Below are 24,841 nucleotides of genomic sequence, written 5' to 3' on the forward strand. Positions count from 1 at the left end.
TAGAATGGGCGGCAGGCGGCGTTGAAAATGCCGTAAAACCTCCCACTTGATGCGACGGAGCGGAGCGGGCATTGCTTCGCTCGTTTCAAATACGGCCGCCGGCGGGACGAAAGCCGGGCGCGCCGACCATCTGAAGCAGCGTTCGATCGAACGAACGAATGATGCTCCAACGCCTTGAAAACGAACAATTCCTCCGCACTTGCGCCGCTCGCGCCCAAATGCGGAGTGCTCCCGAGACACAGACTTGCGCGGCGGGATCGCCTGCGGCGCGGAAGGACGCCTTCATGCCGGATCACAAATCCGAGGCCACCCGGTCCATCTCCATTCGCGGCGCGCGCGAACACAATCTGAAGAATGTCGATGTCGACATACCGCGCGACGAACTGGTGGTGATGACCGGGCTTTCCGGCTCCGGCAAATCGTCGCTCGCCTTCGACACGATCTATGCGGAGGGCCAGCGGCGCTACGTGGAGAGCCTTTCGGCCTATGCGCGCCAGTTCCTGGAGATGATGCAGAAGCCGGACGTGGACCAGATCGACGGGCTGTCGCCGGCCATTTCCATCGAGCAGAAGACGACCTCGCGCAACCCGCGCTCAACGGTTGGCACCGTCACCGAGATCTACGACTACATGCGCCTTCTGTTCGCGCGCGTGGGCGTGCCTTATTCGCCGGCGACAGGACTGCCGATCGAGAGCCAGACAGTCAGCCAGATGGTGGACCGGGTGCTGGAGCTGGAGGAAGGAACCCGGCTCTACCTGCTCGCCCCGATCGTGCGCGGACGCAAGGGCGAGTACCGCAAGGAACTTGCGGAGCTGATGAAGAAGGGCTTCCAGCGGGTCAAGATCGACGGCGAATTCCACGAGATCGCCGAGGCGCCGGCGCTCGACAAGAAGCTCAAGCACGACATCGACGTGGTGGTGGACCGCATCGTCGTGCGCGCGGACATCGCCAACCGGCTGGCCGACAGTCTGGAGACCGCGCTGCAGCTTGCCGACGGCATCGCGATCGCGGAATTCGCCGACCGGCCGAAGGAGCCGGCGGAGGCGGGCGCAGTGCTGCAGAACCGCAACGAGACGCACGAGCGCATGGTCTTTTCGGAAAAGTTCGCCTGCCCCGTCTCCGGCTTCACAATTCCGGAGATCGAACCGCGGCTCTTCTCCTTCAACAACCCCTTCGGCGCCTGTCCCTCCTGCGACGGCCTCGGCACCACGCTCTCCTTCGAGGGCGCGCTGGTGGTGCCGGACGGATCGCTGACGCTGCGCGGCGGCGCGGTGGCGCCCTGGGCCAAGACGGGCTCCTCCTCGCCCTATTACGCCCAGACGCTCGAAGCCATCTGCCGACACTACAAGGTGTCGATGAACGATCCGTGGGATGATCTGCCGCAAAAGGTGCGCGACGTGATCCTCTACGGGTCGGGCGAAGAGGCGATCACCTTCGTCTATGACGACGGCGCGCGACGCTACGAGCGCCAGAAACCGTTCGAGGGCGTGGTGCGCAATATCGAGCGGCGCTGGCGGGAGACCGAATCCAACTGGGTGCGCGAGGAACTGTCGCGCTACCAGTCGGACCACCCTTGCGAGGCCTGTAATGGTTACCGGCTGAAGCCGGAGGCGCTGGCGGTCAAGATCGGCGGATGCCATATCGGCGAGGTGACGGCGCTGTCCATCCGAAAGGCGGCGGAGTGGTTCGAGGCCCTGCCGGCCAAGCTCAACGCCAAGCAGAGCGAGATCGCCCCGCGCATCCTCAAGGAGATTCGCGAGCGGCTGACCTTCCTAAACGACGTGGGGCTGGAATACCTGACGCTTTCGCGCAATTCCGGCACGCTTTCGGGCGGCGAGAGCCAGCGCATCCGCCTCGCCTCGCAGATCGGATCGGGGCTCACCGGCGTGCTCTACGTGCTGGACGAGCCCTCCATCGGCCTGCACCAGCGCGACAACGAGCGTCTTCTGGAAACGCTGAAGCGGCTGCGCGACCTCGGCAACACGGTAATCGTGGTGGAACACGACGAGGACGCGATCCTGACCGCAGACCACGTTATCGACGTGGGGCCCGGCGCGGGCGTCCATGGCGGACAGATCATCGCGGCCGGCACGCCCGGCGACATCATGGCGAACCCGAATTCGCTGACCGGACGCTATCTGACCGGCGAACTGGAAGTGCCGCTGCCGAGCGAACGGCGCAAGATCTCCAAAAAGCGGCAGCTCAAGGTCGTCGGCGCCACCGGCAACAACCTCAAGAATGTCTCCGCCGCAATCCCGCTCGGCACGTTTACCTGCGTCACCGGCGTTTCCGGCGGCGGCAAGTCGACGCTGCTTCTCGACACCATCTACAAGGCGGTGGCCCGCCGCCTGAACGGCGCGCGCGAGCACCCCGCCCCGCACGAGCGGCTGGAAGGGCTGGAATTTCTCGACAAGGTCATCGACATCGACCAGTCGCCGATCGGCCGCACGCCGCGCTCCAATCCGGCGACCTACACCGGCGCCTTTACGCCGATCCGCGACTGGTTCGCGGGGCTGCCGGAGGCGAAGGCGCGCGGCTATGCGCCGGGACGCTTCTCGTTCAACGTCAAGGGCGGGCGCTGCGAGGCCTGCCAGGGCGACGGCGTGATCAAGATCGAGATGCACTTTCTGCCGGACGTCTTCGTCACCTGCGACGTGTGCAAGGGCAAGCGCTACAATCGCGAGACGCTGGAAGTGCAGTTCAAGGGCAAGTCGATCGCCGACGTGCTGGACATGACGGTGGAGGAAGGCGCGGAGTTCTTCTCCGCCGTGCCCTCGATCCGCGACAAGCTGACGACGCTCTCGGAGGTCGGGCTCGACTACATCAAGATCGGTCAGCAGGCGACGACGCTGTCGGGCGGCGAGGCGCAGCGCGTGAAGCTTGCCAAGGAGCTTTCCAAGCGCGCTACCGGCCGCACGCTCTATATCCTCGACGAGCCGACCACGGGCCTGCATTTCCACGACGTGGCCAAGCTTCTGGAAGTGCTGCACTCGCTGGTCGACCAGGGCAACACCGTGGTGGTGATCGAGCACAATCTGGAGGTCATCAAGACCGCGGACTGGCTGATCGACCTTGGACCGGAAGGCGGCGACGGGGGCGGCACGATCGTTGCCGAGGGGCGGCCGGAGGATCTGGTGAAGGTCGAGGCGAGCTACACCGGGCGTTTCCTCAAGGAATTGCTCGAACGCCGGCCGAAGAAGAAGCGCGAGGCGGCGGAGTAGCGCCAGAGGAACGCTGTCGGCGGCCTGTCGCCGGCCGTGCGCCTTATGAAAGTCCCGGCGGCTCTCGCATCGCCGGGGTACGCTGGCACGTCCCGTGTACCGCCCGGCCGTGAGGCCGGGCGCAACAATGCGACGACGCCGCAGGCGAACGGGACACCCGCCGGTCAAGTCCGCGCAAGCGCCCAGCATCATTCACCGGCATCATTCACCGGCATCATTCACGGGCATCCTTCATGGGCGCTTGCAGTGCAGCCCCATTCAATCACCCCATGCCCCTCGCCGTCATTCGTCGCGCCCCGCTTACTGACCTTGCCCACGAGATCTCTGCCAGCCATGCGTTTTCGTCAACGTTACACGCGGGGCCGGGCCGCTGCCGGCCCCGCGATGCGCCCCGCCCAGGCTCCCCGACCGCGATTCAGGCAGATAACTTTTTTGCACCGCACCATCTCTCGAAGCACCAGACGCCACCGGGCATTTCCGGCCTCGCGAAGGCCGGCGCAGCATAGCCTGGGGGTGCGCGAATCCGCGCAGGGACCCAAGACCTTGCGAAAGACGTTACGTCATTTTGCTGCTTTGCACAAAATGCAGAGCTGCTATGCGGGCACCCCCCTCGCGGCTCAAACGTGATTGGCTTAGGTAGAGATCATCAACGACGCGCTGCACCGCAACAAACGGGCAGCCGGAGCGAGCTGGACCAGGAGGTGCATGATGCTCGACACGATTACGCACCGCTTCCGCAGCTGGCGGAAATATCGGGACACCTACGACGAACTGTCGAAGCTGTCCAATCGCGAACTTCACGATCTCGGGATCGGCCGCACGGACATCGAGTTCATCGCTCGTCGCGCCTCCCGCTAAGAAGTTCGCGCCATAGGGTTTTGCGTCCCTGAGGCTACCTCCTCCCAGGCTTCAGGAACGTTCCGAAGGGGCTACCTCCTCCCAGGCCCCACGGAGAAAAAGCGCCCGCCGGTACCTCCTCCCACCGGCGGGCGTTTTTCCCGACAAGCCGAAAGGCGCCCTTCCGGATCGGTGATCCGCGGCGACATCGGCCAGGAGGAAACAGAGTTTGCGTCCCTGAAGCTACCTCCTCCCAGGCTTCAAGGACGTTCCGAAGGGGCCACCCTCCTCCCAGGCCCCAAGGAAAAAAGGCGCTCGCCGGTACCTCCTCCCACCGGCGAGCGCTTTTCCCGGCACCGAAACGGCCGCCAATGCGGGAACTTCGGATCGGGTTTCAGAGTTTGCGTGCCTGAAGCTACCTCCTCCCAGGCTTCAGGGACGTTCCGAAGGGGCCATCCTCCTCCCAGGCCCCAAGGAAAAAAGGCGCTCGCCGGTACCTCCTCCCACCGGCGAGCGCTTTTCCCGGCACCGAAACGGCCGCCAATGCGGGAACTTCGGATCGGGTTTCAGAGTTTGCGTACCTGAAGCTACCTCCTCCCAGGCTTCAGGGACGTTCCGATGGGGCTACCTCCTCCCAGGCCCCGCGGATATAAAGCGCCCGCCGGTACCTCCTCCCACCGGCGGGCGTTTTCGTCAGGCGCCGGCGTACGAATGACCGGGGCGCGAAAGAAGGTCGCATGGACCTCGCGCGGAACGTCTGGCATAGAGAAGAAAAGTTTGCGTCCCTGAGGCTACCTCCTCCCAGGCTTCAAGGACGTTCCGAAGGGGCCACCCTCCTCCCAGGCCCCACGGTAAAGAAACGCTCGCCGGTACCTCCTCCCACCGGCGAGCGTTTTTTTGTGTCTTCTTTCCCAAAATGACCAAAAGTAAGCGGCTTTTGTTGCGTGCACATTTTTTTTGCATGCTGCACAGTAACCGCTCGTTAATTCCGGTCTTCATCTCTTGCAAGGCTGCTATGCAGTCACCTGACTGCCTGCATAGCGCGCAATCGCCTAGATAGTGGTCATAGAGTTTACCGCGGTGCCTAGCCAACCAGATGCGAAAGCAGGCAGCCCCGGTCTAGAGCCCCGATGGAGACCACAATGTTCAACACTTTCGCCCGCAAGTATCGCTCCTGGAAAAACTATCACCGGACTGTTTCCGAGCTGTCCCGCCTGTCGGACCACGAGCTGCACGATCTGGGCATCGGCCGCGGCGACATCGAGTACGTCGCCCGTCGTTCGGTCCACTAAGTTGCTGATTTTGCCTTGGGATTTCCTCCCAATTTCAAGGCACGGAGCGGGGCTTCTGTTCCCTCTCTCCCCGCTCAAGTAAAACGCCTGCCGGTCTCCTCCCCCGGCAGGCGTTTTTCTTTGTGCGTTCGGATGCGCCACGCGCGCGACTGACGGCGTTCAAGGCCGGAATCGCAAGCGCACCGGTTGCTGCCCAAGCTCCTGAAAGCTGGCATCGGACCGGTCCGGTCAGGCGGCGGCGACCTCTCCTAATCGTGCGAATATTGAGCGAACCAGCGCTCCAGCGGCATCACGTCGGGCAGTTCGCCGTTGTCATGGGTCCAGGAATCGATGGCGAACGTGCGTCCGCCCTTCTTCTCCGCCACGACGGCGGTTGCGTGCGGATAGCGGCCGTCGAGGAAAAAGCCGCGCGCGACCGGCGTTCTGACCCGGTGGTGCCGGAGATAGCCGTGACGCTCGGCGATCAGCAGAAGGCTCGTCGTATTCGTCGCCTCGTCGATGCAATCCATCTGCCCGGGAACGCCGGAATCGAAGGTAAAGCCGCCCTTGTCGTTGGCGGAGCCGACAGTAGGGGCGACGCGGCGCTCCTGCCATTGCACGGCGCGCGCGATGGCCTTGCGTTCCGCCCGCGGCGATTTGGCACCCCTGGCGAGAATCGCCTTCAGCGCCTTGAGATCTTCGGCCGAAAAGGCGACGGGCGTGCGCAAGGCGCAGCCGAATCCGTGACAGATGACAACCTTGTCCCCGCGCGGCGCGACGGATTTGTGCTGAGCGTACCAGCTCGCCGGGCTGTTCGCCGCCTGCCCGGCACAACCCGCCAGCCCCGCGGCCACTCCACCCAGGGCGAGGAGGAGGAGCGCACCGTGAACGCGCGGTCTTTGCTGCTTCATCGGGTCTCCATTCCGGCTTCGCGCCGAATCTCTGCTGGCGCGCCGCGCCATCGGTGCGTCAGACTTACGCACAAACGTTGCACGTGCCAAGCCGACGGGCTATCAGCACGGCCAAGACAAATGTGAGGGCCCGCGGGGCGCTTCCTGCTTCCGACAGGGCGCCCGCAAACGCGCGCGAAGCCGGCAGATCAGGAACGGACCTGCCGCTCATGCCCCGCCGCATGCAGGCGCAGCGCGTTTTGCCGCGACGGCCCAATGACCATGAACACAGCAGAACGGAACGACATCACATGAACCCGATCCACGTCATCGGCGGCGGCCTTGCCGGTTCCGAAGCCTCCTGGCAGATCGCCCAGGCCGGAGTTCCCGTCGTCCTGCACGAAATGCGACCGCATCGCGGCACCGAGGCGCACGTGAGCGAGGGGCTGGCGGAACTCGTCTGCTCCAACTCGTTCCGCTCCGATGACGCGGAACTGAACGCGGTGGGTCTGCTGCATGCCGAACTGAGGCGCGCCGGCTCGCTGATCATGGCGTGCGGCGACGCCAACCAGGTGCCCGCCGGCGGCGCGCTTGCCGTCGACCGGCACGGCTTTTCCGCCGCCGTGACGAAGGCGCTGGAAGAGCACCCGCTCGTCACAATCGCACGCGAGGAGATCGACGGTCTGCCGCCGGAAGACTGGGACCGCGTCGTCATCGCGACCGGTCCGCTGACCTCCCCGGCGCTCAGCCAGGCGATCCTCTCCATCACCGACGAGGACGCGCTCGCCTTCTTCGACGCAATTGCGCCGATCGTTCATTTCGACAGCATCGACATGAGCATCGCCTGGTTCCAGTCGCGCTACGACAAGGTCGGCCCCGGCGGCACGGGCGCGGACTACATCAACTGCCCGATGAACCGCGAGCAGTACGAGGCGTTCGTCGATGCGCTGATCGCCGGCGAGAAGACCGAATTCAAGGAATGGGAGACAACGCCGTATTTCGACGGCTGCCTGCCGATCGAGGTGATGGCGGAGCGCGGCCGCGAAACTCTTCGCCACGGCCCGATGAAGCCGATGGGACTGACCAACGCCCACAAGCCGACAGAGAAGGCCTATGCGGTCGTTCAGCTTCGCCAGGACAATGCGCTGGGCACGCTCTACAACATGGTCGGTTTTCAGACGAAGCTGAAATACGGCGTGCAGACCGAGATCTTCCGCATGATCCCGGGCCTTGAGAACGCCCAGTTCGCCCGGCTCGGCGGCCTGCACCGCAACACCTTCCTCAATTCGCCGAAGCTTCTGGACGGCTTCCTGCGCCTGAAGGCCCAGCCGCGGCTACGCTTCGCCGGTCAGATAACGGGCTGCGAGGGCTATGTGGAATCGGCGTCGGTCGGCTGCATGGCCGGCCGCTTCGCCGCTGCCGAAAAGCTCGGCCGCGAGATCGCGCCGCCTCCGGTCACCACCGCCATGGGCGCGCTGCTCAACCACATCACCGTCGGCCATCTGGAGGACGAGGAACCGGGCAAGCGGTCGTTCCAGCCAATGAATGTCAATTTCGGGCTGTTTCCGCCGGTGGAATTTTCCAAGAAGTCGGAAGACGGCAAGCGCATGAAGGGTCCGGACAAGGCGAAGGCCAAGAAGCGCGCGCTCACCGCCCGCGCCATGGCCGATTTCGATGCATGGCTCGCCGGTACGGAATTGGCGGCCGCGGAGTAGCGCGGCACGTCGCGAAAGCGAGGAGCCGTGGCGCATCCTTCGAGACGGTGCTCGTACGCCTCCTCAGGATGACGTTGTGTGTTTCTACTGCAATATAAGACCATCAACAAACACAACGTCATCCTGAGAGTCTGGCCTGAAATGCGCGCGGCTTGCTCCTGAGTGTCATCCCCGCGCAGGCGGGGATCCAGCACTCCGCGAGGGTAGCTGTTCAATTCAATAAGAAAATTTTGTGGTTACTGGATCCCCGCCTTCGCGGGGATGACAATCGTGCCTGTGGTTCTCGACAGAGATAAACCCCTATATTGCAGTACTTACATATTATAATACCGTTTCGGGCCAGGTTCTGAGGAGGCGCTCGAGCGCCGTCTTGAAGGATGGGCCACAGGCCCCATGCCATCCGCGCTGCTGTTCTCCTCAGCACGCCTGCGACTTCGTCGCCTGGCGGCTGGCACGCCACAGGATCCACTGGCGGCGCCATTGCGGGATCTCGATCACGTCGTTCAGCGGATCGTAATCGGGCCGCTCCATGCGCTCCAGATAGCTTTCCACCAGCGCCACGGGCAGCAGCGCCGGGCCGCAACCCTTGCCGAGGCCGTTGATGTGCAAGCGTGTTTCGGACAGATGCCCGCGCACGATGGCGCGCATGTCCGCCAGGCAGGCCTTCAGTTCCGGCGTCGTCTCGCCGGAGAAGATCGCCTCGCTGTCGACGCCGAAGCTGTCGAGCAGATCGCCCGGCAGATACATCTGCCGCCGCCGCGCATGCCACGGCAGCGCCCGCAAAAGGCCCGTCATCGCATAGGCGACGCCGCCGTGGCCCGAGGCGTCGCAGACGCTGCGGGCCGGATCTCCTGTCAGGATCATCGAGGCGAGCTGGATCGGCACCGACGCCGTTTCCCCCGCATAGCCTTCCAGATCGGCGAGCGTGGGCATCGGGTCCTCATAGAGATCGAAGACCCGGGCTTCCAGCAGGTTGAAGAACGGCTCGCGCGGCAGGCTGTAGGTCTCGATCGCTCGCAAAAGCTCCGCTGCGACCGGATGGGCGATCACGTCGCCATGGCCCTCCCCGCCAAGCACGTCCCGCCACCATTGCAGACGCACCTCGCCGGGAAGCGCGTCGGAAACCTTGTCGCGGATGCTGGCGACCTCGGCATTGAAGGCATAAAGCGCGAAAACGGCCGGACGCTTGTCCGCGGGCGCGAACAGCGTGGCGAGGTAGCGGTCCATGTCGAGATCGCGGACCAGTTGCTGGCAATAGGCGGTGGTATCGGTCATTGCTGACAAAGATAGGCGCGCACGGCGATCGTTCCACCGTTCAAGTGCCGCACGTCGAGAACTGCCGGGAGCCCGGCGCCGCTCGCCATGGCTATTCCACGGCAATCAGGGCGGCGGCGACCGCCCTGTTTTCGGCAAGAAGCACGTTGAGCGTGCGCACCGCCGCCCCGGTAGACATGACATCGGCCATGATGCCGGCATCCCGGAAACGCTGACGCAGGGCCTCGTCGAGGCGAACCAGCTCCGGGCCGCAGCCGATCAGCAGGATCTCGATGTCCTTCGCCTGCTCGAAGACGGGGGCGAAGACCTCGGGCCCGAACTGTTCGGGCGAAACGACGTCCCAGCCGTGGATACCGCTCGGCAAAACCATGAGCGAGCCTCGGTGCGACATTTCCGCGAACCGGAAGCCGCCGTCCCCATAGGCGTCGATCGGGGCCCGGCCGGGGAAATGGGCCTCGCGGATGACGAGGCCCGATCCCTGCCCCGGCCAGAAGCCTCTGGGACGTTGCGACATCATGCGGTCAGGCGGTTTCCGCCTGCCCCTTTTCCGCCTTGCCGTCCGACGCGTCGGACCCGCGGCGCAGGTTGAGGAAATTGAGGACCGGGGCCGCCACGAAGATCGACGAGTAGGTGCCGACCACGACGCCCCAGATCATCGCAAAGGTGAAGGAGCGGATGACCTCGCCGCCGAATGTGTAGAGCGACACCAGCGCCAGCAGCGTGGTGAAGGAGGTCATCGTGGTGCGCGACAGGGTCTGGTTGATGGCCCGGTCGAGGAGCTCCAGAAGCGGCATCTTCTTGTATTTGCGCATGTCCTCGCGGATGCGGTCGTAGACGACGACCGTGTCGTTGAGCGAATAGCCGACGATGGTCAGGATCGCGGCAATACTCGACAGCGTGAAGTCGAGGCGCAAAACGGCGAACATGCCGATGGTCAGGATCACGTCGTGCACCGTCGCGATGACGGCGCCAAGCGCGAACTGCCATTCGAACCGGAACCAGATGTAGACCAGAACCGCGAACAGCGAGACCAGCACCGCCAGCGTGCCGGCCTGCGCCAGTTCGCCGGAAACGCGCGGGCCGACGACCTCAACGCGGCGGAAGTCGACCGTGTCGCCGAAGGTGTCGCGGATCAGCCCGATCGCCTTCTGCTGGGCCTCCTCGCCGCCCTGCTGACGTTCGATGCGGATCAGCACGTCGTTGGGCGCGCCGAACTCCTGCACCTGCACGTCGCCGAGCCGGAGCTCGCTCAGCTCGGAGCGGATGTCGCCGATATTCGCCGGACCGTTCTTGGTGGCGATCTCGATGACGGTACCGCCCTTGAAGTCGATGCCGTAGTTCAGGCCCATCACCAGAAAGAGGATGATGGACAGAACGGAGAGCGTGCCGGACAGCGTGAAGCTGATGAACCGGTTCTTCATGAACCCGAAGTGCGTGTTCTCCGGGACAATCCTCAGTAAGCGCATGTCTTTTCCCTTCCGGCTCTCAGATCGGCAGTTTCGAAGGGCGGCGTCCGCGCAGCCACATCGAGACCAGGAACCGGGTGAAGGTGAAGGCCGAGAACACGGTGGTGACGATACCGATGGCAAGCGTCACGGCGAAGCCGCGGATCGGGCCGGAGCCGAGATAGAACAGGATCACGGCGGCGATCAGCGTGGTGATGTTGGCATCCAGAATGGTGCCGAGCGCCCTTGAGAAGCCCGCATCGAGCGCCGAGACGACCGACCTGCCGTTCCTCACTTCCTCGCGGATGCGCTCATAGATCAGCACGTTCGCATCCACCGCCATGCCGACGGTGAGCACGATGCCGGCGATGCCGGGAAGCGTGAGCGTGGCGCCGAGGAACGACAGCGCGCCGAAGATCAGGATCATGTTCACCAGCAGCGCCACGTCGGCGAGAATGCCGAAGAGGCCGTAGGCGAGGATCATGAAGATGGCGACCGCGGCGATGCCGACGAGCGAGGCGACCTTGCCGGCCTCGATGCTGTCGGCGCCGAGGCCGGGACCGACGGTACGCTCTTCCACGATGGTGAGCTGCGCCGGCAGAGCGCCGGCCCGCAGCAGGATCGCGAGATCGTTCGCGCTCTGCACCGTAAAGTTGCCCGAGATCTGGCCCGAGCCGCCCAGAATGGGCTCGCGGATGACCGGAGCCGAGATCACCTCGTTGTCGAGAACGATGGCGAAGGGGCGGCCGACATTCTGCTGGGTCACCCGGGCGAACTTGCGCGCGCCGGCGGTGTTGAAGCGGAAGGTGACCACCGGCTCGTTGGAGCGCTGATCGAAGGTGGCCTGGGAATCGTCCAGATCCTCGCCGGTCAGAAGCGGCGTTTCCTCCACCAGGTAGGGCACCGGGGGATCGTCGGTGGAATAGACAAGCATGTCACCGGCCGGCGGACGCGTCTGGATCGCCTGCTGGACGTTGGCGTTGACGTCGACCAGATGGAAGGTCATCTGGGCCGTCTGGCCGATCAGCGTCTTCAGGCGTTCCGGATCGTCGAGGCCGGGGGCCTCTACCAGGATGCGGTCTTCGCCCTGGCGCTGGATCGACGGCTCGGTGGTGCCGAGCTGGTCGACGCGGCGGCGGATGACCTCGATCGACTGGTTGACCACCGAGCGGATGCGCTGGGAAAGCCCCTCCTCGGTGAAGGTGAACCGGACGAGGCCGTCATCGGAGATGTCGAAGGCGAACTCGTTGACCTGGCTGCCCGCAAAGAGGCTCGCATCCAGCGGATTGACGAGATCCTTGAGGCGGTTGCGTGCCTCCTCGATACGGCCGGTATCGCGCAGTCGGAATTCGACGCTGTTGTCTTTCTTGACGCCGAGACCGGTGTAGCCGATGCGCGGCTCGCTCTGGCGCAACGCGGTGCGGATGTCGCCGACGAGCGTCTGGAGACGCTTCTGCTCGTAGGAGCTCTTGTCAACTTCGTAGAGCAGGTAGGCGCCGCCCTGCAGATCGAGACCGAGCACGAGCTGGCGACCGGGAACCCATGAGGGCCAGGAGGCGACCTGCTCGCGTGTGAAGAAGTTGGGAATCGAGCAGACGATGCCGGCGAGAACCACCAGCAGGATCAGAACGACTTTCCAGCGTGCGAAATAAAGCATCATACGGCGCCCGTGCTGTGCCGTCCGGCGGACCGGACGGTTTTGCGTGTCAAGAGATTACCCGTTTTCCTTGGCGGGCTCGCCCTTGGAACGGACGTCCTGGATCATGGAGCGGACCACCTTGACCTTGACGCCTTCGGCGATCTCGATCTGGGCTTCGGCATCGTCAAGAACCTTGACGACCTTGCCGACGATGCCGCCGGAGGTCACGATCGTGTCACCGCGACGCAGGCTGTTGACCATCTCCTGATGCTGCTTCATCCGCTGGCGCTGGGGCCGGATGATCAGGAAGTACATGATCGCGAAAATGAGAATGAACGGCAGGATATTGAGCAGCAACTCGCCGCCGCCGGCGGCCGCACCGGTCTGGGCATAGGCCGGGGTCACGAACATGGGCCTCTCCTTAGGTGTTTCTTTCCAAGCCCCTGCCGGCGCCTCGGGCGCATGCTGGTGGCGGCAATCCAGATGGTCAGCCGGCCGGGGGTACGCAAGTGGCGCGGACTATAAACGCCAGTGGCATCTTTGCAAGCGAAGCCGGCATGCCGATACGCCTTCGTTTCAAGGGGCCGCCGCGTACCGCTTTCGGCCCTGCCGGCCTTTTGCCCCTCACCGCGCCGTGATAGAGCGCAAGAGCTGCCGCACTCGCATATCCGACGCAGGAAAAGCCGCGCGACAGCCCGAGAAATCGGCGACATGGGACAGGAGGCTTGCGTTCAGGTCATGGCTGACAAATCCGACATCGCCCTCATCGGCGACAAGCTCGACCGGCTGATCGAGCTGATCGCCAGGGCCGTACCGGGCGAGACGCCGCCGCCGGATTTCGATGCGGCCGACGCCTTCATCTGGGTGGCGGGTGAGAGGCGGCTCGAATCGGTGCCCCACGTCAACCGCGTCGCCATGACCCTGCTGCAGGCGGTCGGGCGCATGCGCGACACGCTGGTCGCCAATACAGAGCGCTTCGCCCGGGGCCTTCCGGCCAACAACGTGCTTCTGTGGGGCGCGCGCGGCATGGGCAAGTCCTCGCTGGTGAAGGCCTCCCACGCCCATGTGAACGCCGAGCTTGCAAAGGCCGGCGGCCGGCCGCTCAAGCTCATCGAGATCCATCGCGAGGACATAGAGAGCCTGCCGGCGCTGATGAGCCTGCTGCGGCCGGCGGATCACCGTTTCATCATCTTCTGCGACGATCTCTCCTTCGACGGCAACGACGCGTCCTACAAGTCGCTCAAGGCGGTGCTGGAGGGCGGCATTGAGGGACGGCCGGCGAACGTGCTGTTCTACGCGACATCCAACCGCCGCCACCTGCTGCCGCGCGACATGATGGAAAACGAGCGCTCCACCGCGATCAATCCGGGCGAGGCGGTGGAGGAGAAGGTTTCGCTTTCTGACCGCTTCGGCCTGTGGATCGGCTTCCACAAGTGCAGCCAGGACGACTATCTGGAAATGGTTCAGGGCTATGTCGACCATTACGGCCTGACCATCGATGCCGACACGCTGCGTGCCGAGGCGGTCGAATGGGCGACGACGCGCGGCGCCCGCTCCGGCCGCGTCGCCTGGCAATACATCCAGGATCTCGCCGGCCGCCAGGGCGTGCCGCTCGACTGAAGCCTGCGCCATTGACCAGAAGTCGAGGAAACCACCGCCGCATATGAAAAGGCTCCCCTCACAGCCGCGAGGGGAGCCTTTTCAGCATCGCCGGAGCCGAATGCGCCTTACGAGGCCTTCGGCAGGAACTGCATCGGATCGACAGGCTTGTTGCCGCGCCGAAGCTCGAAGTGCAGCTGAGGCTGGTTCACCGTGCCGGTCGAGCCGGCCTTGGCGACCACCTCGCCGCGCCGGACCGTATCGCCACGGCGGACCTCAAGTTCGGAATTGTGAGCGTAAGCCGAGACCCAGCCGTCGTCGTGGCGGATGAGCACGAGATTGCCGTAGCCCTTCAGCTCGTTGCCCGCATAGATGACCGTGCCGCTTTCCACTGCCCGCACCGCCGTGCCTTCCGGCACCGCGAGATTGATGCCGTCGTTGCGGGTTCCGCCCGGCTTGGAGCCGAAGCTGGAGATGATGCGACCGCGCACCGGCCAGCGGAAGCGGTTGGTGCCGTCATCGGCCACATCCGCCGGGCTCTCGTCGCGCTGGATGGAGGCCGTTGTGATCGGCTTGTCCGGCGCCGTTTCCCGCTTCACTTCGGTATCCGGCTGAGACGCGGTTTCGCGCTGCGGCTCTGGCTCGCTGCGCGCAACCGCCAAACGCGGCCCGGCGCTTGCGCCGGAGGCAACGGCGGGTTTGCGCAGCGGGCGCGCATCGACCGCTACGGGCGCCGTGCGGGGCTCCGATACGGCAGGTGCCGCCGAGGCGACATGCGTTGCGCGCCGCGGCTTGGAATTCGGTACGACATCATCGCTGGAAGCGACGCGGACGGGTGTCGTCCGCGATGCGGCGGGCGCCGGATACGGCGAAGGCACCGGGGACGGAACCGGCTGGGCCGAGGCCACCCGACGCTCCGGACGGATCACCTTGTGGCCGTTGTAGACATAGGTCGGAATGACGATCTGCGAGCCGGCGCGAACCTCGTTCGGGTCGTTGAGCCCGTTCACCGCCACGATGGCTTCCGGCGGAACGCCGTAGCGGCGCGCGGCCGTGTTCACCGTCTCGCCCGGCTCAAGCGTCACGACCGTGCCGCCGGCGGACGTCCAGCCACCATAGGTGCGGCTCTGACGGGTCTGCGCATTGGCGGCGATCGGCGCGGGCATGGGCGGCTGCGCCGGCTGTGCGACGGGTTCGCTCCTGGGAATGGAGGCGGTGTAAAGCGGCTTTTCCTGACGGGTCTGGCCGACGGGCGGAAGTGGCGCGGAGGCCACGACCGGCTGGCGCCGCTGCGCGGGCGGGCTGACCGGACCGCTTCCGGCGATCTCGTCATAGGACGGCTGACGCTGCGAGCCGCCGAGAATGGCGCGCTGATTCGCGGTTCCGCCGGTATAGACCGGATCGCCGAACCGTTCCACGGACCCGCTGCAACCGGCCGCGAGCCCGGAAAGGAGCGCCACGGCGGCTACCCGGGTCAGCAAACGTGAGGTCGACGGCAATCGTTTTGCGGACATGGCTCAACTCGATCAGGAACTCGGCACGAACTCTCGCGAAACATCGCGTTGTGAAGAGTTAAGCCCGGTAACGTTGATAAAGACTTAAGCCCGCCCCAATTCGGCACATCACAAAGATAAACGCTCAAGCATAGCGTCGAATTCCCTCGCGCCGCGTGGAACCCGCCGAGCGTTGGCGCCTCCCGCCGTCAAGCGGTACGCCGCTACTGCGCGGACACGATCTATTGTTCGCAAGAGTTTCATGATGTTCGCCCCCTGCCCTTCGGGCATCGCGCAGCGGCGCGCGAAGGGGCTCACAGACGCGTGGCGAGACCTTCGGCAAGGGGCACGACGCGCAACGAGCCGAGATCGGCCTGCTTGCCATCGCGCGAGAAGCGCACGAGCCGCTGCTCCTCGCCGACCGGCCCGACCGGAGCAACCAACCGGCCACCGTCGGCGAGATTGTCCATCAGCGGGCGCGGCAATGTCGCGACGGAGCCGGACAGGAGGATCCGGTCGAACGGCTCATCCTCGTCCGACAGGCCCGCCAGACCGTCGGCGTGACGGATATCGACATTCGTGAGCTTCAGCGTGACGAGGCGCTGGCGGGCAAGTTCGACAAGCGTGCGATAGCGTTCCAGCGTGACGACCTGCGCCACCATCTGGCCGAGGATCGCCGCCTGATAGCCCGAACCGGTGCCGACGTGGAGAACACGGTGCTCGGGCTTCAGCTCCAGCGCCTCGATCATCCGCGCCATGACGGAGGGCGCGGGCGTCGTCTGCCCGCATTCGATGGGAAGCTGGGTATCGACATAGGCCAGCATGTGCTGACGGGCGGACAGGAACAGCCGGCGCGGCACCCGCTCGATCGCGCTCAACAGGCGGGTGTCGCGCACGCCGCGCGAGCGCAGGTCGAGGATCAGCCCGAGACAGGCCTCGCGCTCGTTTGCGCCGCGAACCGGAGCATCGTCGTCGGCATCGCCCATGGAGTGCGCCCGTTTTCGCCGGCGGCCCGCCAAGGCCACACGATCCGATATACACGAAAGACCGCGCCCGACAGAATCACCGCGCCGGGCCGCAGCGTCATGACGCCATTATGCAAGATATTCGCTGAGTTCGCTCATGCTTGCGTGATCGGTGAGATCGAGCCCCAGCGGGGTCACGGAAATCTTGCCTTCATAGATCGCATGAAGATCCGTGCCGGCCTCCGGCTCGGAGCGCATGCGACGGAAGGCGACCCAGAAGTAAGGGATGCCGCGCCCGTCGGCGCGCTCGTCGACATAGAGCTGCTCGGCATTGCGCCGGCCCTGCACGGTGACTTCGATGCCGGCGACATCCTCGGGCGCGCAGTCGGGGAAATTGATGTTGTAGAACTTGCCGACCGGGTGCGGCCGCTCCAGCAGGCGGCGCAGCAGCTCCGGCGCATGGTGCTCCGCGGTCTCGAAGGGCGTCCGATCCTTGTTCACGATGCCGTAGGTCTGCGACAGCGCGACGGAGCGGATGCCCAACAGCGTGCCTTCCATGGCGCCGGCGACGGTGCCCGAATAGGTCACGTCGTCGGCCAGGTTCTGGCCGCGGTTGACGCCGGAGATCACCAGATCCGGCGCGCCCGGCAGGATGTGCTTCACGCCCATGATCACGCAATCGGTCGGCGTGCCACGCACCGCGTAGCGCTTGGCGCCAAGTTCGCGCAGGCGCAGCGGATCGCTGAGGGAAAGAGAGTGCGCGACGCCGCTCTGGTCGGTCTCCGGCGCCACGACCCAGACATCGTCGCTGAGAGTGCGCGCGATGCTTTCGGCCACCTTCAGGCCCGGAGCGTGGATGCCGTCGTCGTTGGTGACCAGTATGCGCATTTTCTCTTTCCCGTAGCGTTCGCCCTGCGAAGACTTACTTCTTTCCGATCACCTCGACACCACCCATCAGCGGACGCAGCACCTCTGGGATCGTCACCGAGCCGTCGGCGTTCTGATAGTTCTCCACGACCGCGATCAGCGCGCGACCAACCGCGAGGCCGGAGCCGTTGAGCGTGTGGACGAACTGCACGCCCTTTTCGCCCGCGGGCCGGTAGCGGGCATTCATCCGCCGGGCCTGGAAATCGCCGCAGACCGAACAGGACGAGATTTCTCGGTACATGTTCTGCCCCGGCAGCCAGACCTCGATGTCATAGGTCTTGCGCGCTCCGAAGCCCATGTCGCCGGTGCACAGCGTGACGACGCGATAGTGCAGGCCGAGGCGCTTCAGAACCTCTTCGGCGCAGGCGAGCATGCGCTCGTGCTCGGCGATCGATTCGTCGGGCTTCGTGATGGAAACCAGTTCGCACTTCTGGAACTGGTGCTGGCGCAGGATACCGCGCACGTCACGCCCGGCCGCGCCTGCCTCGGAGCGGAAACAGTAGGTGAGTGCGGTGACGCGCATCGGCAGCGCGGCCTCGTCGAGGATTTCCTCGCGCACCAGATTGGTGAGCGGCACCTCGGCCGTCGGGATCAGCCAGCGCCCGTCCGTGGTCTTGAACAAGTCTTCCGCGAACTTCGGCAGCTGCGCCGTCCCGTAGAGCGGATCGTCGCGCACCAAGAGCGGCGGCGAAACTTCCTCGTAGCCGTTCTCACGGGTGTGCAGGTTGATCATGAACTGGCCGAGCGCGCGTTCCAGCGCGGCCAGTTCGCCTCGAAGAACGGCGAAGCGGGCGCCAGACAGCTTTGCGGCGCGCTCCAAATCGAACTCGTCGGCAAGCCCGGCGATGTCGAAGTGTTCCTTCGGCTCGAAATCGAAGGACGGCTTTTCTCCGTGGACGTGGTGGACGACGTTGTCGTTCTCGTCCGCGCCCACCGGCACATCTTCGAGCGGCACGTTCGGGATGACGGCGAGCGCGCTCTCAAGCGCCTCGTCGAGACGGCGCGCCTCGTCCTCGCCCGACTGCACGAAGCTCTTGAGCTCGGCGATCTCGTCGATGAGCGCCTTGGCCTTTTCCTCGTCGCCCGAGGCCTTGGCCTTGCCAATTTCCTTGGAGGCGGCGTTGCGGCGCTCCTGGGCTTCCTGCAGGCGGGTGACATGGGTGCGGCGGGCGTCGTCGAGGCCGATCAGGCGAGCGGCGGCGGGCTCGGCGCCTCGGGTCTGGAGCGCACGGTCGAGCGCTTCCGGATTGGCGCGGATCCACTTGATATCGAGCATAGGTCTTGTCCGGGGTCAGTTCCGGTTGAGGGAGGCCGGCAAGTCCGGTCGATGCACGCAAGGCGCGGGCCGCGAAGGAAAACGAGGCCTGCGGGGTGAACCCGTCAGGCCGCGTCGCGCTCCGCCCGAGCCTGCTCGCGCCGACGTTCGACGAACTTCACGGCGAGAATGGAGAACTCGTAGAGGAGCAGGGTCGGTATCGCAAGGCCGATCTGGCTGATCGGATCCGGAGGGGTCAGGACCGCGGCCATGATAAACGTGATCACGATCGCCCACTTGCGCTTTTCCTTCAGCGTCTGCGAGCTGATGAGATCGACGCGGGCCAGCAGCGTCAGGACGACCGGAAGCTGGAAGACCAGTCCGAATGCGAAGATCAGAACCATGATGAGGCCGAGATATTCGCTGACCTTCGGCAGGTGCTTGATCGCGGCCTGTGTCGCGGTGCCGGCCTGTTCCATCGACAGGAAGAAGGTCATGGCCATGGGCATGACAAGGAAATAGACGAGGCAGGCACCGATGGCGAAGAGGATCGGGGTGGCGAAGAGATACGGCAGGAAGGCGCCGCGTTCGTTCTTGTAGAGGCCGGGGGCGACGAACATGTAGATCTGCGTCGCGATGACCGGGAACGCCAGGAACATCGCGCCGAACAGCGCAAGCTTCAGCTGGGTGAAGAAATATTCCTGCGGCGCCGTGTAGATCAGTTCCAGCGGATGCTGCGGCCCGGCCGCCCACTCGTAGGGACGGATCAGGATGTTGAAGATGTCGGATGCGAAATAGATGCAGATGAAGAAGGCGATCAAGACAGCGATCACCGACTTGATCAGCCGCGAGCGCAGCTCGATCAGATGCTCGATCAGCGGGGCCTTGGAAGCCTCGACCTCGTCGATGTCTTCCTGGTTCATGAGGTGCTCCCGGCATCAGACGTATCGCCGCCGGCAGCGGGCGCGGCGGGCTTCGCCTTTGTCGTTTTCGTCCTGGCAGCCCCGGCCGCCGGTTTCTTCGCGCTGGTGGCCTTCGCGGACTTCGCAGCAGGCGCCTTGGAGGCGGAGGCCTTGGAGCCCGCCGCTTTCGGGGTCGCAGCCTTCGACGCCGAGGACTTCGTCGCGGATGATTTTGTCGCGGAAGACTTTGTGGCCGACGACTTCGCCGCGGCGGACTTTGCCGCGGCCTTCTTCGCAGCCGGTGCCGCCTTGGCTGGCTTTGCTTCGGCAGCGGCAGGCTTTTGCGATGTCTCGGGCGTTCCGGCATCCGCCTCGGTGGGCCGAGGCGTCGCCGCAGGCTGTTCGTTGGCGGGGGATGCTGCGGGCGGCTCGGTAACCGCCGTCGTGTCCGGCGCGGGCGTTGTCTCGTTCGCCGCCGCCTCGGCGGGCTTGGCGGGGCTGCCCGTATCGATGCGCTTGCCCACGTCCTTGGCCAGATCGTCGCCGGCCTTCTTCAGCGGCTCCACCGATTTCTTGATGTCGCCCAGCGGATCGAAGTTGCCGACGCTCTCCACCTGCTTGCGCATCTCGTCGATGTCGGCCTGCTTCTCGGCCTCGCGCAGCGCGTCGTTGAAGGTGGACTGGAATTCGTTCGCCATGCGACGGAGCTTGCCGACGGTCTGGCCGAAGGTGCGCAACATGCGCGGCAGGTCTTTCGGCCCCACCACGATGATCGCAATACAGGCGACAACCAGAAGTTCAGTCCAGCCGATATCGAACATAGACGGTTATTCCTGCCGGAATCCGGTCACAAGAGGCACGCAAACCCGCAAGGAACTCCGGTTCGGAGCCGTCGGCGGCGCGCGCCCGGTTACGAGCCCGCGCCTTGCGGGGCAATGCGGCAGCACGAGACGGCGGACAGCACCGCCCGCCGACGCTTCACAAGGCTCGCGTCAGCCCGCGGTCTTGGACTGGTCTTCGGTCTGCTTCGGCGAGACCGTATCCGAGGCCTGATGGTCAATGGTCTTGTTGACCGACTTCGTATCCTCGTCGTCGTCCTCGGCCATGCCCTTCTTGAAGCTCTTGATTCCCTTCGCCACGTCCCCCATCAGATCGGAGATCCTGCCCCGACCGAACAAGAGGATCGCCACCACGGCGATGATCAGAATCTGCCAGACACTCAAACCCATCTCACAACTCCCGCTGGTACGGCGGTCTCGCCTTCCCCCGAAAGAGGACCACCTGTGCTCCCACAGCACTTAAGGCGTCAAGCGTAAGACCGCAACCGATTTCAACCGCTCCCCGGGCGCGAATTCGGCCCCCCGCGAACCATTGCCGCACATTGCCTGACCCATTCGTCCAGGGCGCGCTCAATCGGCCCTGTCAGGAAACACGAGGGCAGCGCCGGGAGCCACGCTCACCATGACATCGAGGCCTGCGCGCAAACCCTGCCCGGCCATCGTCCGCGCCTTGAGCGGCCACGCAAGGCCATCAACGGCGATATCGAGCTGATCGACCTCGCCCAGAAAATGGCGATTGACGATCCGCCCGGCAATCCCTTCCGCCCCGCCAATTTCCGCCCGGTCCTTTTCCGCCGACACGCCAAGCGCCTGCGGCCGTAGGCAGACGATCGCGGCCTCCCCGTCCGGATGTCCGGGGGCTGCGAAGCGGCCGAGCGCCGTGTCGATACAGCCCGCCTTGACCGTTCCCCTCAGTTCGTTCAGTTCGGAAAAGAACCGCGCCGCGAAGATATCGACCGGGTGATTGTAGAGCGCGTCGGAGGTCCCTAGCTGGATCAGCCTCCCGCCCCGCATGAGGGCAATACGGTCGCCCATGCGCAGGGCCTCTTCCGGATCGTGGGTGACGATGATGCAGGTCGCGCGCGTCTCGCGCAGCACCGCCATGGTCTCGTCGCGCACGCTGTCGCGCATGCGCCGGTCGAGCCCTGAAAACGGCTCGTCCATCAACAGGACGGACGGCCGCGGCGCGATCGCGCGCGCCAGCGCCACGCGCTGTTGCTCGCCGCCCGACAGCGCATGCGGATAGTCGCGCGCATAATTCTTCAGGCCCACCCGCTCCAGCGCATGCAGCGCCTCGGCTTCCGCCTCGCCGGCTGGCAGCGCCGTCAGTCCGAAGCGGACATTGTCGAGGATGGAGAGATGGGGGAAGAGCGCGTAATCCTGGAACATCAGCCCGATGCCGCGCCGCTCCGGCGGCAGGAAGACCGACGGCCCGGCGATTTCCCGCCCATTGATGAGAACACGGCCGGATCGCTGGCGCTCCACGCCCGCCGCGATCCGCAGGAGGGTCGTCTTGCCGCAGCCGGAATGGCCGAGCAGGCACAACACCTCGCCCGGGTCGACCGTCAGCGAGACCTCGCGGACCGACGCCGCGCCGTCATAGGCATGCGACACGGCCTCGAAGGCCAGGCGCGCGGCGATCGCGGCGCCCGCCGTTCCCCGTTCGCCCCATTGATCGGAGCGGCATCCGGCTCGGGATTCGCTTGTTCGCGCGTCCTGGCGCGCGTGTTCGGGGTCTTCCGCGGTCAAACTCACATCCATGCCCGTATTGCTGCCCGTCCTGCTCTTGTTTCTGGCAGTTGCCCGCATTTCACCTTTCGGGATCGTCGTCTCCGTCCGCCCTATCGCCGGCATGCTCTTCCTCTTCGAGGGCTGCGAACATATCGCCGGTCTCCAGCGGATCCTCGTCCTCCTTCAGATCCTCGCTGTCGTCCGGCGAAGGCACGAGAAAATCGATCGGCACGGCGCTGTCGAGCAGGCCCGCTCCGCGAAGTTCCTCAAGCCCCGGCAGATCGCGCACCTCGTCGAGGCCGAAATGGTCGAGGAAGGCGTCAGTCGTGCCATAGGTGACCGGCCTGCCCGGCGTGCGCCGGCGTCCGCGCATGCGAATCCAGCCGGTTTCCAGAAGAACGTCGAGCGTGCCCTTGGAGGTCGTGACGCCCCTCACCTCCTCGATCTCCGCGCGCGTCACCGGCTGGTGATAGGCGATGATCGCCAGCGTTTCCAGCGCGGCTCGCGAAAGCTTCTTCTGTTCCGTCGCCTCCCGGCGCAGCAGGAAGGCGAGATCGTCGGCCGTGCGGAAGGCCCACTTGCCGGCCACGCGTACCAGGTTGACCCCCCGCCCCGCATAGGCCTGCTGAAGCTCCGACAACAAGGACGCGATATCGACACGTTCCGGCAGGCGGGCTTCGATCTCGTCCTCGCTCAAGGGATCGGCACTCGCAAACAGCAGCGCCTCCAGCATGCGCAGCTCGTAGCGGTGCGAGGCTGATGGCAGGCTCGTGACATTGCCGGGACGGCCCTGCGCGCCGGAGCCGCCATACTGATCTTCGGTTTCACTCATCGTCCTGTTCCGTATCGGGACGGGCCTCGTCCGTCGCGTCCACCTCGGCCACCTCTTCCGCCTCCACACACGCGCGCCACCGGATATAGAGCGGCGCGAAGGGATTGGACTGCCGCAATTCCACCTTGCCCTCGCGCACCAGTTCCAGACTGGCGGAGAACGCGCTGGCAAGCACGCTGACGCGCTCTTCCGGCTTTGCCATGTAGGCAACGAGATAGCTGTCGATCGGCGCCCAGTCGGCGGCGGCGCCCACCAGCCGGGTCAGGATCGTACGGGCATCGGCCAGCGACCAAACGGTGCGCTTTCCCACCTGCACCGAGGTGACGGAATTGCGCTGACGCTGCGAGGCATAGGCCATCAGCAGATCGTAGATCGTCGCATCCCATTCGCTGCGGCGCACGACGGCGACCGTCTCCGGTGCACCACGGGGAAAGACGTCGCGGCCAAGCCTGTTGCGGTTCATCAGCCGGGCGGAGACCTCGCGCATCGCCTCGAGCCGGCGCAGCCGGAAAGCGAGTGCGGCAGCCAGTTCCTCGCCCGTGGGCTCGTCGTCGTCCTTCTGTTCGGGCAGCAGCAGGCGCGACTTCAGATAGGCGAGCCAGGCCGCCATCACCAGATAGTCGGCCGCAAGTTCGAGCCGCAGCTTGCGCGCCTCGTGGACGAAAGCGAGATACTGCTCGGCCAGCGCGAGGATGGAAATGCGGGTGAGATCGACCTTCTGGTTGCGCGCAAGCGTCAACAGCAGGTCGAGCGGCCCCTCGTAGCCGTCGACATCGACGACGAGTGCCGGCCCCTGCGGTTCAGGGGTGTCGTGCAGCGGAAGCTCGAACGGCTCGTCGTCGGCCATCGTCTCTCCCTCGCCCCCTGTCTGCCGCCCCCGCGCGTCGCCCTAGACGGCCCCCACCGGGGCGAGCAACGCCTTGAATTCCTCGCGCGCCGCCTGCTCGTCCAGCGACCCCGGATCGCGCCTGGCGTCCAGCGCGGCTTCGGTGCGCCGCGCGGCCTCGCCGGCAAGCTCCGGCGTGTTCGCCGCGACATCCACCATCTCGGCCATATCGCCATTGCAATGCAAGGCAAGATCGCAGCCGGCGGCAAACGCCGCACGCGCCCGCTCGCCGAGCGCCCCGGCGAGCGCCTGCATGGAAAGATCGTCGCTCATCAGGCAGCCATCGTACCCGATCGCACCGCGAATGACCTCGGCGATCACCGTCTTCGAGGTCGTTGCCGGGTTCACCTCGTCGAAGGCGGTGTAGACGACATGGGCCGTCATCGCCAACGGCAGCGCGGAAAGCCGGCGGAAGGGTTCGAAATCGAGTTCCCGCAGATCGGCGGCGGAGGCCAGCACGCGGGGAAGTTCCAGATGACTGTCGGCGGCGGCCCGTCCGTGGCCGGGGACATGCTTGGCGACCGGCAGGACACCGCCGGACATCAGACCGTCGGCAGCGGCGGAGGCCAGCGTCACCACCGTGTCCACATCCTCGCCGTAGGCCCTGTCGCCGATCACCGCGTGACCGGCCGCACTCGGCACGTCGAGAACGGGCAGGCAATCGACATCGATGCCGAGACGGTGGAGATCGTGGGCGATCAGCCGCGCGCCGAGCCAGGCGGCGCGCTCGCCGGCCTCGCGGTCACCGGCGAAAAGACGACCGTAATGGCGTCCAGGAGGGTAATCCGGCCAGTGCGGCGGCTTGAGACGCTGAACGCGCCCGCCCTCCTGATCGATCAGCACCGGCGCATCCGCCCGCCCAACGGCCTCGCGGAAGGCGGCAACCAGATCGGCGACCTGCGCCGGCTCGGACACGTTGCGGCGAAAGAGGATCAGCCCCCATGGCCGCTCGGCCTCGAAGAAGGCGCGCTCATCCTCGTTCAGACGCAGATCCGCGCATCCGCAAATGAAAGCCTTGGTCATCACTCGTCTCTGAAAGTACCGACCTCCGACGCTTTCGCGCCGAAGGTCGGGAAATCAAGCCGTTCCGGCACCATCCACGCCGCCGAATGGGCGGCG

Annotated in this window: 22 protein-coding genes; 5 read left to right on the forward strand and 17 right to left on the reverse strand. The window is 65.4% G+C overall.

Going from position 1 to position 24,841, the window contains the following annotated elements; genetic code table 11:
- Positions 1 to 284 precede the first annotated feature (284 nt).
- From uvrA to V2L18_RS12230, 3 genes are all read left to right on the forward strand, one after another.
- Entirely contained in the window at positions 285 to 3,221 is a 2,937-nt protein-coding gene (uvrA, locus tag V2L18_RS12220) for an excinuclease ABC subunit UvrA (protein ID WP_336178537.1), read from the forward strand.
- 708 nt (positions 3,222 to 3,929) lie between these two features.
- Positions 3,930 to 4,079 (forward strand): DUF1127 domain-containing protein, encoded by a 150-nt coding sequence (locus V2L18_RS12225; protein WP_107990360.1) that lies wholly within the window; start codon positions 3,930 to 3,932, stop codon positions 4,077 to 4,079.
- 1,121 nt (positions 4,080 to 5,200) lie between these two features.
- Complete coding sequence (locus V2L18_RS12230; RefSeq protein ID WP_336178538.1) at positions 5,201 to 5,350, forward strand: DUF1127 domain-containing protein; 150 nt, start codon at positions 5,201 to 5,203, stop codon at positions 5,348 to 5,350.
- A 248-nt stretch (positions 5,351 to 5,598) separates the two neighbouring features.
- Here the strand turns inward: V2L18_RS12230 and V2L18_RS12235 are convergent, their stop codons facing one another.
- The gene (locus V2L18_RS12235) at positions 5,599 to 6,240 is read right to left on the reverse strand and encodes a hypothetical protein (protein ID WP_336178539.1); all 642 of its coding nucleotides are present in this window, start codon (positions 6,238 to 6,240) and stop codon (positions 5,599 to 5,601) included.
- Positions 6,241 to 6,530: 290 nt separating this feature from the next.
- Between V2L18_RS12235 and trmFO the strand changes: the two genes are divergently transcribed.
- Positions 6,531 to 7,934, forward strand: a complete 1,404-nt coding sequence (trmFO, locus tag V2L18_RS12240; protein WP_336178540.1) for a methylenetetrahydrofolate--tRNA-(uracil(54)-C(5))-methyltransferase (FADH(2)-oxidizing) TrmFO — start codon at positions 6,531 to 6,533, stop codon at positions 7,932 to 7,934.
- A gap of 417 nt (positions 7,935 to 8,351) precedes the next feature.
- Here trmFO and V2L18_RS12245 read toward each other — a convergent pair whose 3' ends face one another.
- The 5 genes from V2L18_RS12245 to yajC form a co-directional block, all read right to left on the reverse strand.
- Positions 8,352 to 9,209 (reverse strand): phytoene/squalene synthase family protein, encoded by an 858-nt coding sequence (locus tag V2L18_RS12245; protein WP_336178541.1) that lies wholly within the window; start codon positions 9,207 to 9,209, stop codon positions 8,352 to 8,354.
- A 91-nt stretch (positions 9,210 to 9,300) separates the two neighbouring features.
- The gene (locus tag V2L18_RS12250; RefSeq protein ID WP_336178731.1) at positions 9,301 to 9,723 is read right to left on the reverse strand and encodes an Mth938-like domain-containing protein; all 423 of its coding nucleotides are present in this window, start codon (positions 9,721 to 9,723) and stop codon (positions 9,301 to 9,303) included.
- A gap of 7 nt (positions 9,724 to 9,730) precedes the next feature.
- Positions 9,731 to 10,675, reverse strand: coding sequence for a protein translocase subunit SecF (gene secF / locus V2L18_RS12255; RefSeq protein ID WP_336178542.1), 945 nt, complete (start codon positions 10,673 to 10,675; stop codon positions 9,731 to 9,733).
- A gap of 19 nt (positions 10,676 to 10,694) precedes the next feature.
- A complete protein-coding gene (gene secD / locus V2L18_RS12260; protein WP_336178732.1) occupies positions 10,695 to 12,311 on the reverse strand; it encodes a protein translocase subunit SecD in 1,617 nt (538 codons plus the stop codon).
- A 57-nt stretch (positions 12,312 to 12,368) separates the two neighbouring features.
- Entirely contained in the window at positions 12,369 to 12,704 is a 336-nt protein-coding gene (gene yajC / locus V2L18_RS12265; protein ID WP_336178543.1) for a preprotein translocase subunit YajC, read from the reverse strand.
- 327 nt (positions 12,705 to 13,031) lie between these two features.
- On the opposite strand from yajC, the gene V2L18_RS12270 reads away from it, so the two are divergent.
- On the forward strand, positions 13,032 to 13,913 hold the full coding sequence (locus tag V2L18_RS12270; protein WP_336178544.1) for an ATP-binding protein: 882 nt from the start codon (positions 13,032 to 13,034) through the stop codon (positions 13,911 to 13,913).
- 107 nt (positions 13,914 to 14,020) lie between these two features.
- On the opposite strand, the gene V2L18_RS12275 is transcribed toward V2L18_RS12270, so the two are convergent.
- The 11 genes from V2L18_RS12275 to nagZ all read right to left on the reverse strand — a co-directional run bounded on the left by V2L18_RS12275 (position 14,021) and on the right by nagZ (position 24,748).
- Positions 14,021 to 15,406 (reverse strand): peptidoglycan DD-metalloendopeptidase family protein, encoded by a 1,386-nt coding sequence (locus tag V2L18_RS12275; protein ID WP_336178545.1) that lies wholly within the window; start codon positions 15,404 to 15,406, stop codon positions 14,021 to 14,023.
- A 293-nt stretch (positions 15,407 to 15,699) separates the two neighbouring features.
- The gene (locus tag V2L18_RS12280) at positions 15,700 to 16,371 is read right to left on the reverse strand and encodes a protein-L-isoaspartate(D-aspartate) O-methyltransferase (protein ID WP_336178546.1); all 672 of its coding nucleotides are present in this window, start codon (positions 16,369 to 16,371) and stop codon (positions 15,700 to 15,702) included.
- A gap of 108 nt (positions 16,372 to 16,479) precedes the next feature.
- Entirely contained in the window at positions 16,480 to 17,238 is a 759-nt protein-coding gene (gene surE, locus V2L18_RS12285) for a 5'/3'-nucleotidase SurE (protein WP_336178547.1), read from the reverse strand.
- 34 nt (positions 17,239 to 17,272) lie between these two features.
- On the reverse strand, positions 17,273 to 18,553 hold the full coding sequence (gene serS / locus V2L18_RS12290; RefSeq protein ID WP_336178548.1) for a serine--tRNA ligase: 1,281 nt from the start codon (positions 18,551 to 18,553) through the stop codon (positions 17,273 to 17,275).
- Between the two features lie 104 nt (positions 18,554 to 18,657).
- Complete coding sequence (tatC, locus tag V2L18_RS12295) at positions 18,658 to 19,455, reverse strand: twin-arginine translocase subunit TatC (protein WP_336178549.1); 798 nt, start codon at positions 19,453 to 19,455, stop codon at positions 18,658 to 18,660.
- Complete coding sequence (gene tatB / locus V2L18_RS12300; protein WP_336178550.1) at positions 19,452 to 20,255, reverse strand: Sec-independent protein translocase protein TatB; 804 nt, start codon at positions 20,253 to 20,255, stop codon at positions 19,452 to 19,454. The genes tatC and tatB overlap by 4 nt, the downstream gene beginning before the upstream one ends.
- 171 nt (positions 20,256 to 20,426) lie before the next feature.
- Positions 20,427 to 20,663, reverse strand: coding sequence for a twin-arginine translocase TatA/TatE family subunit (locus V2L18_RS12305; RefSeq protein ID WP_336178551.1), 237 nt, complete (start codon positions 20,661 to 20,663; stop codon positions 20,427 to 20,429).
- Positions 20,664 to 20,843: 180 nt separating this feature from the next.
- Positions 20,844 to 22,034, reverse strand: a complete 1,191-nt coding sequence (locus V2L18_RS12310) for an ABC transporter ATP-binding protein (protein ID WP_336178552.1) — start codon at positions 22,032 to 22,034, stop codon at positions 20,844 to 20,846.
- Between the two features lie 49 nt (positions 22,035 to 22,083).
- Positions 22,084 to 22,737 (reverse strand): SMC-Scp complex subunit ScpB, encoded by a 654-nt coding sequence (scpB, locus tag V2L18_RS12315; protein WP_336178733.1) that lies wholly within the window; start codon positions 22,735 to 22,737, stop codon positions 22,084 to 22,086.
- A gap of 91 nt (positions 22,738 to 22,828) precedes the next feature.
- Positions 22,829 to 23,683, reverse strand: coding sequence for a ScpA family protein (locus tag V2L18_RS12320; protein WP_336178553.1), 855 nt, complete (start codon positions 23,681 to 23,683; stop codon positions 22,829 to 22,831).
- 42 nt (positions 23,684 to 23,725) lie between these two features.
- Positions 23,726 to 24,748 carry a beta-N-acetylhexosaminidase gene (gene nagZ / locus V2L18_RS12325; RefSeq protein WP_336178554.1) on the reverse strand — a complete coding sequence of 341 codons (1,023 nt, stop codon included), beginning with the start codon at positions 24,746 to 24,748 and terminating at the stop codon, positions 23,726 to 23,728.
- Positions 24,749 to 24,841 lie beyond the last annotated feature (93 nt).

Origin of the sequence: Breoghania sp. JC706 (assembly GCF_037026715.1) — a bacterium.
In the GTDB taxonomy this organism is placed as follows: domain Bacteria; phylum Pseudomonadota; class Alphaproteobacteria; order Rhizobiales; family Stappiaceae; genus Breoghania.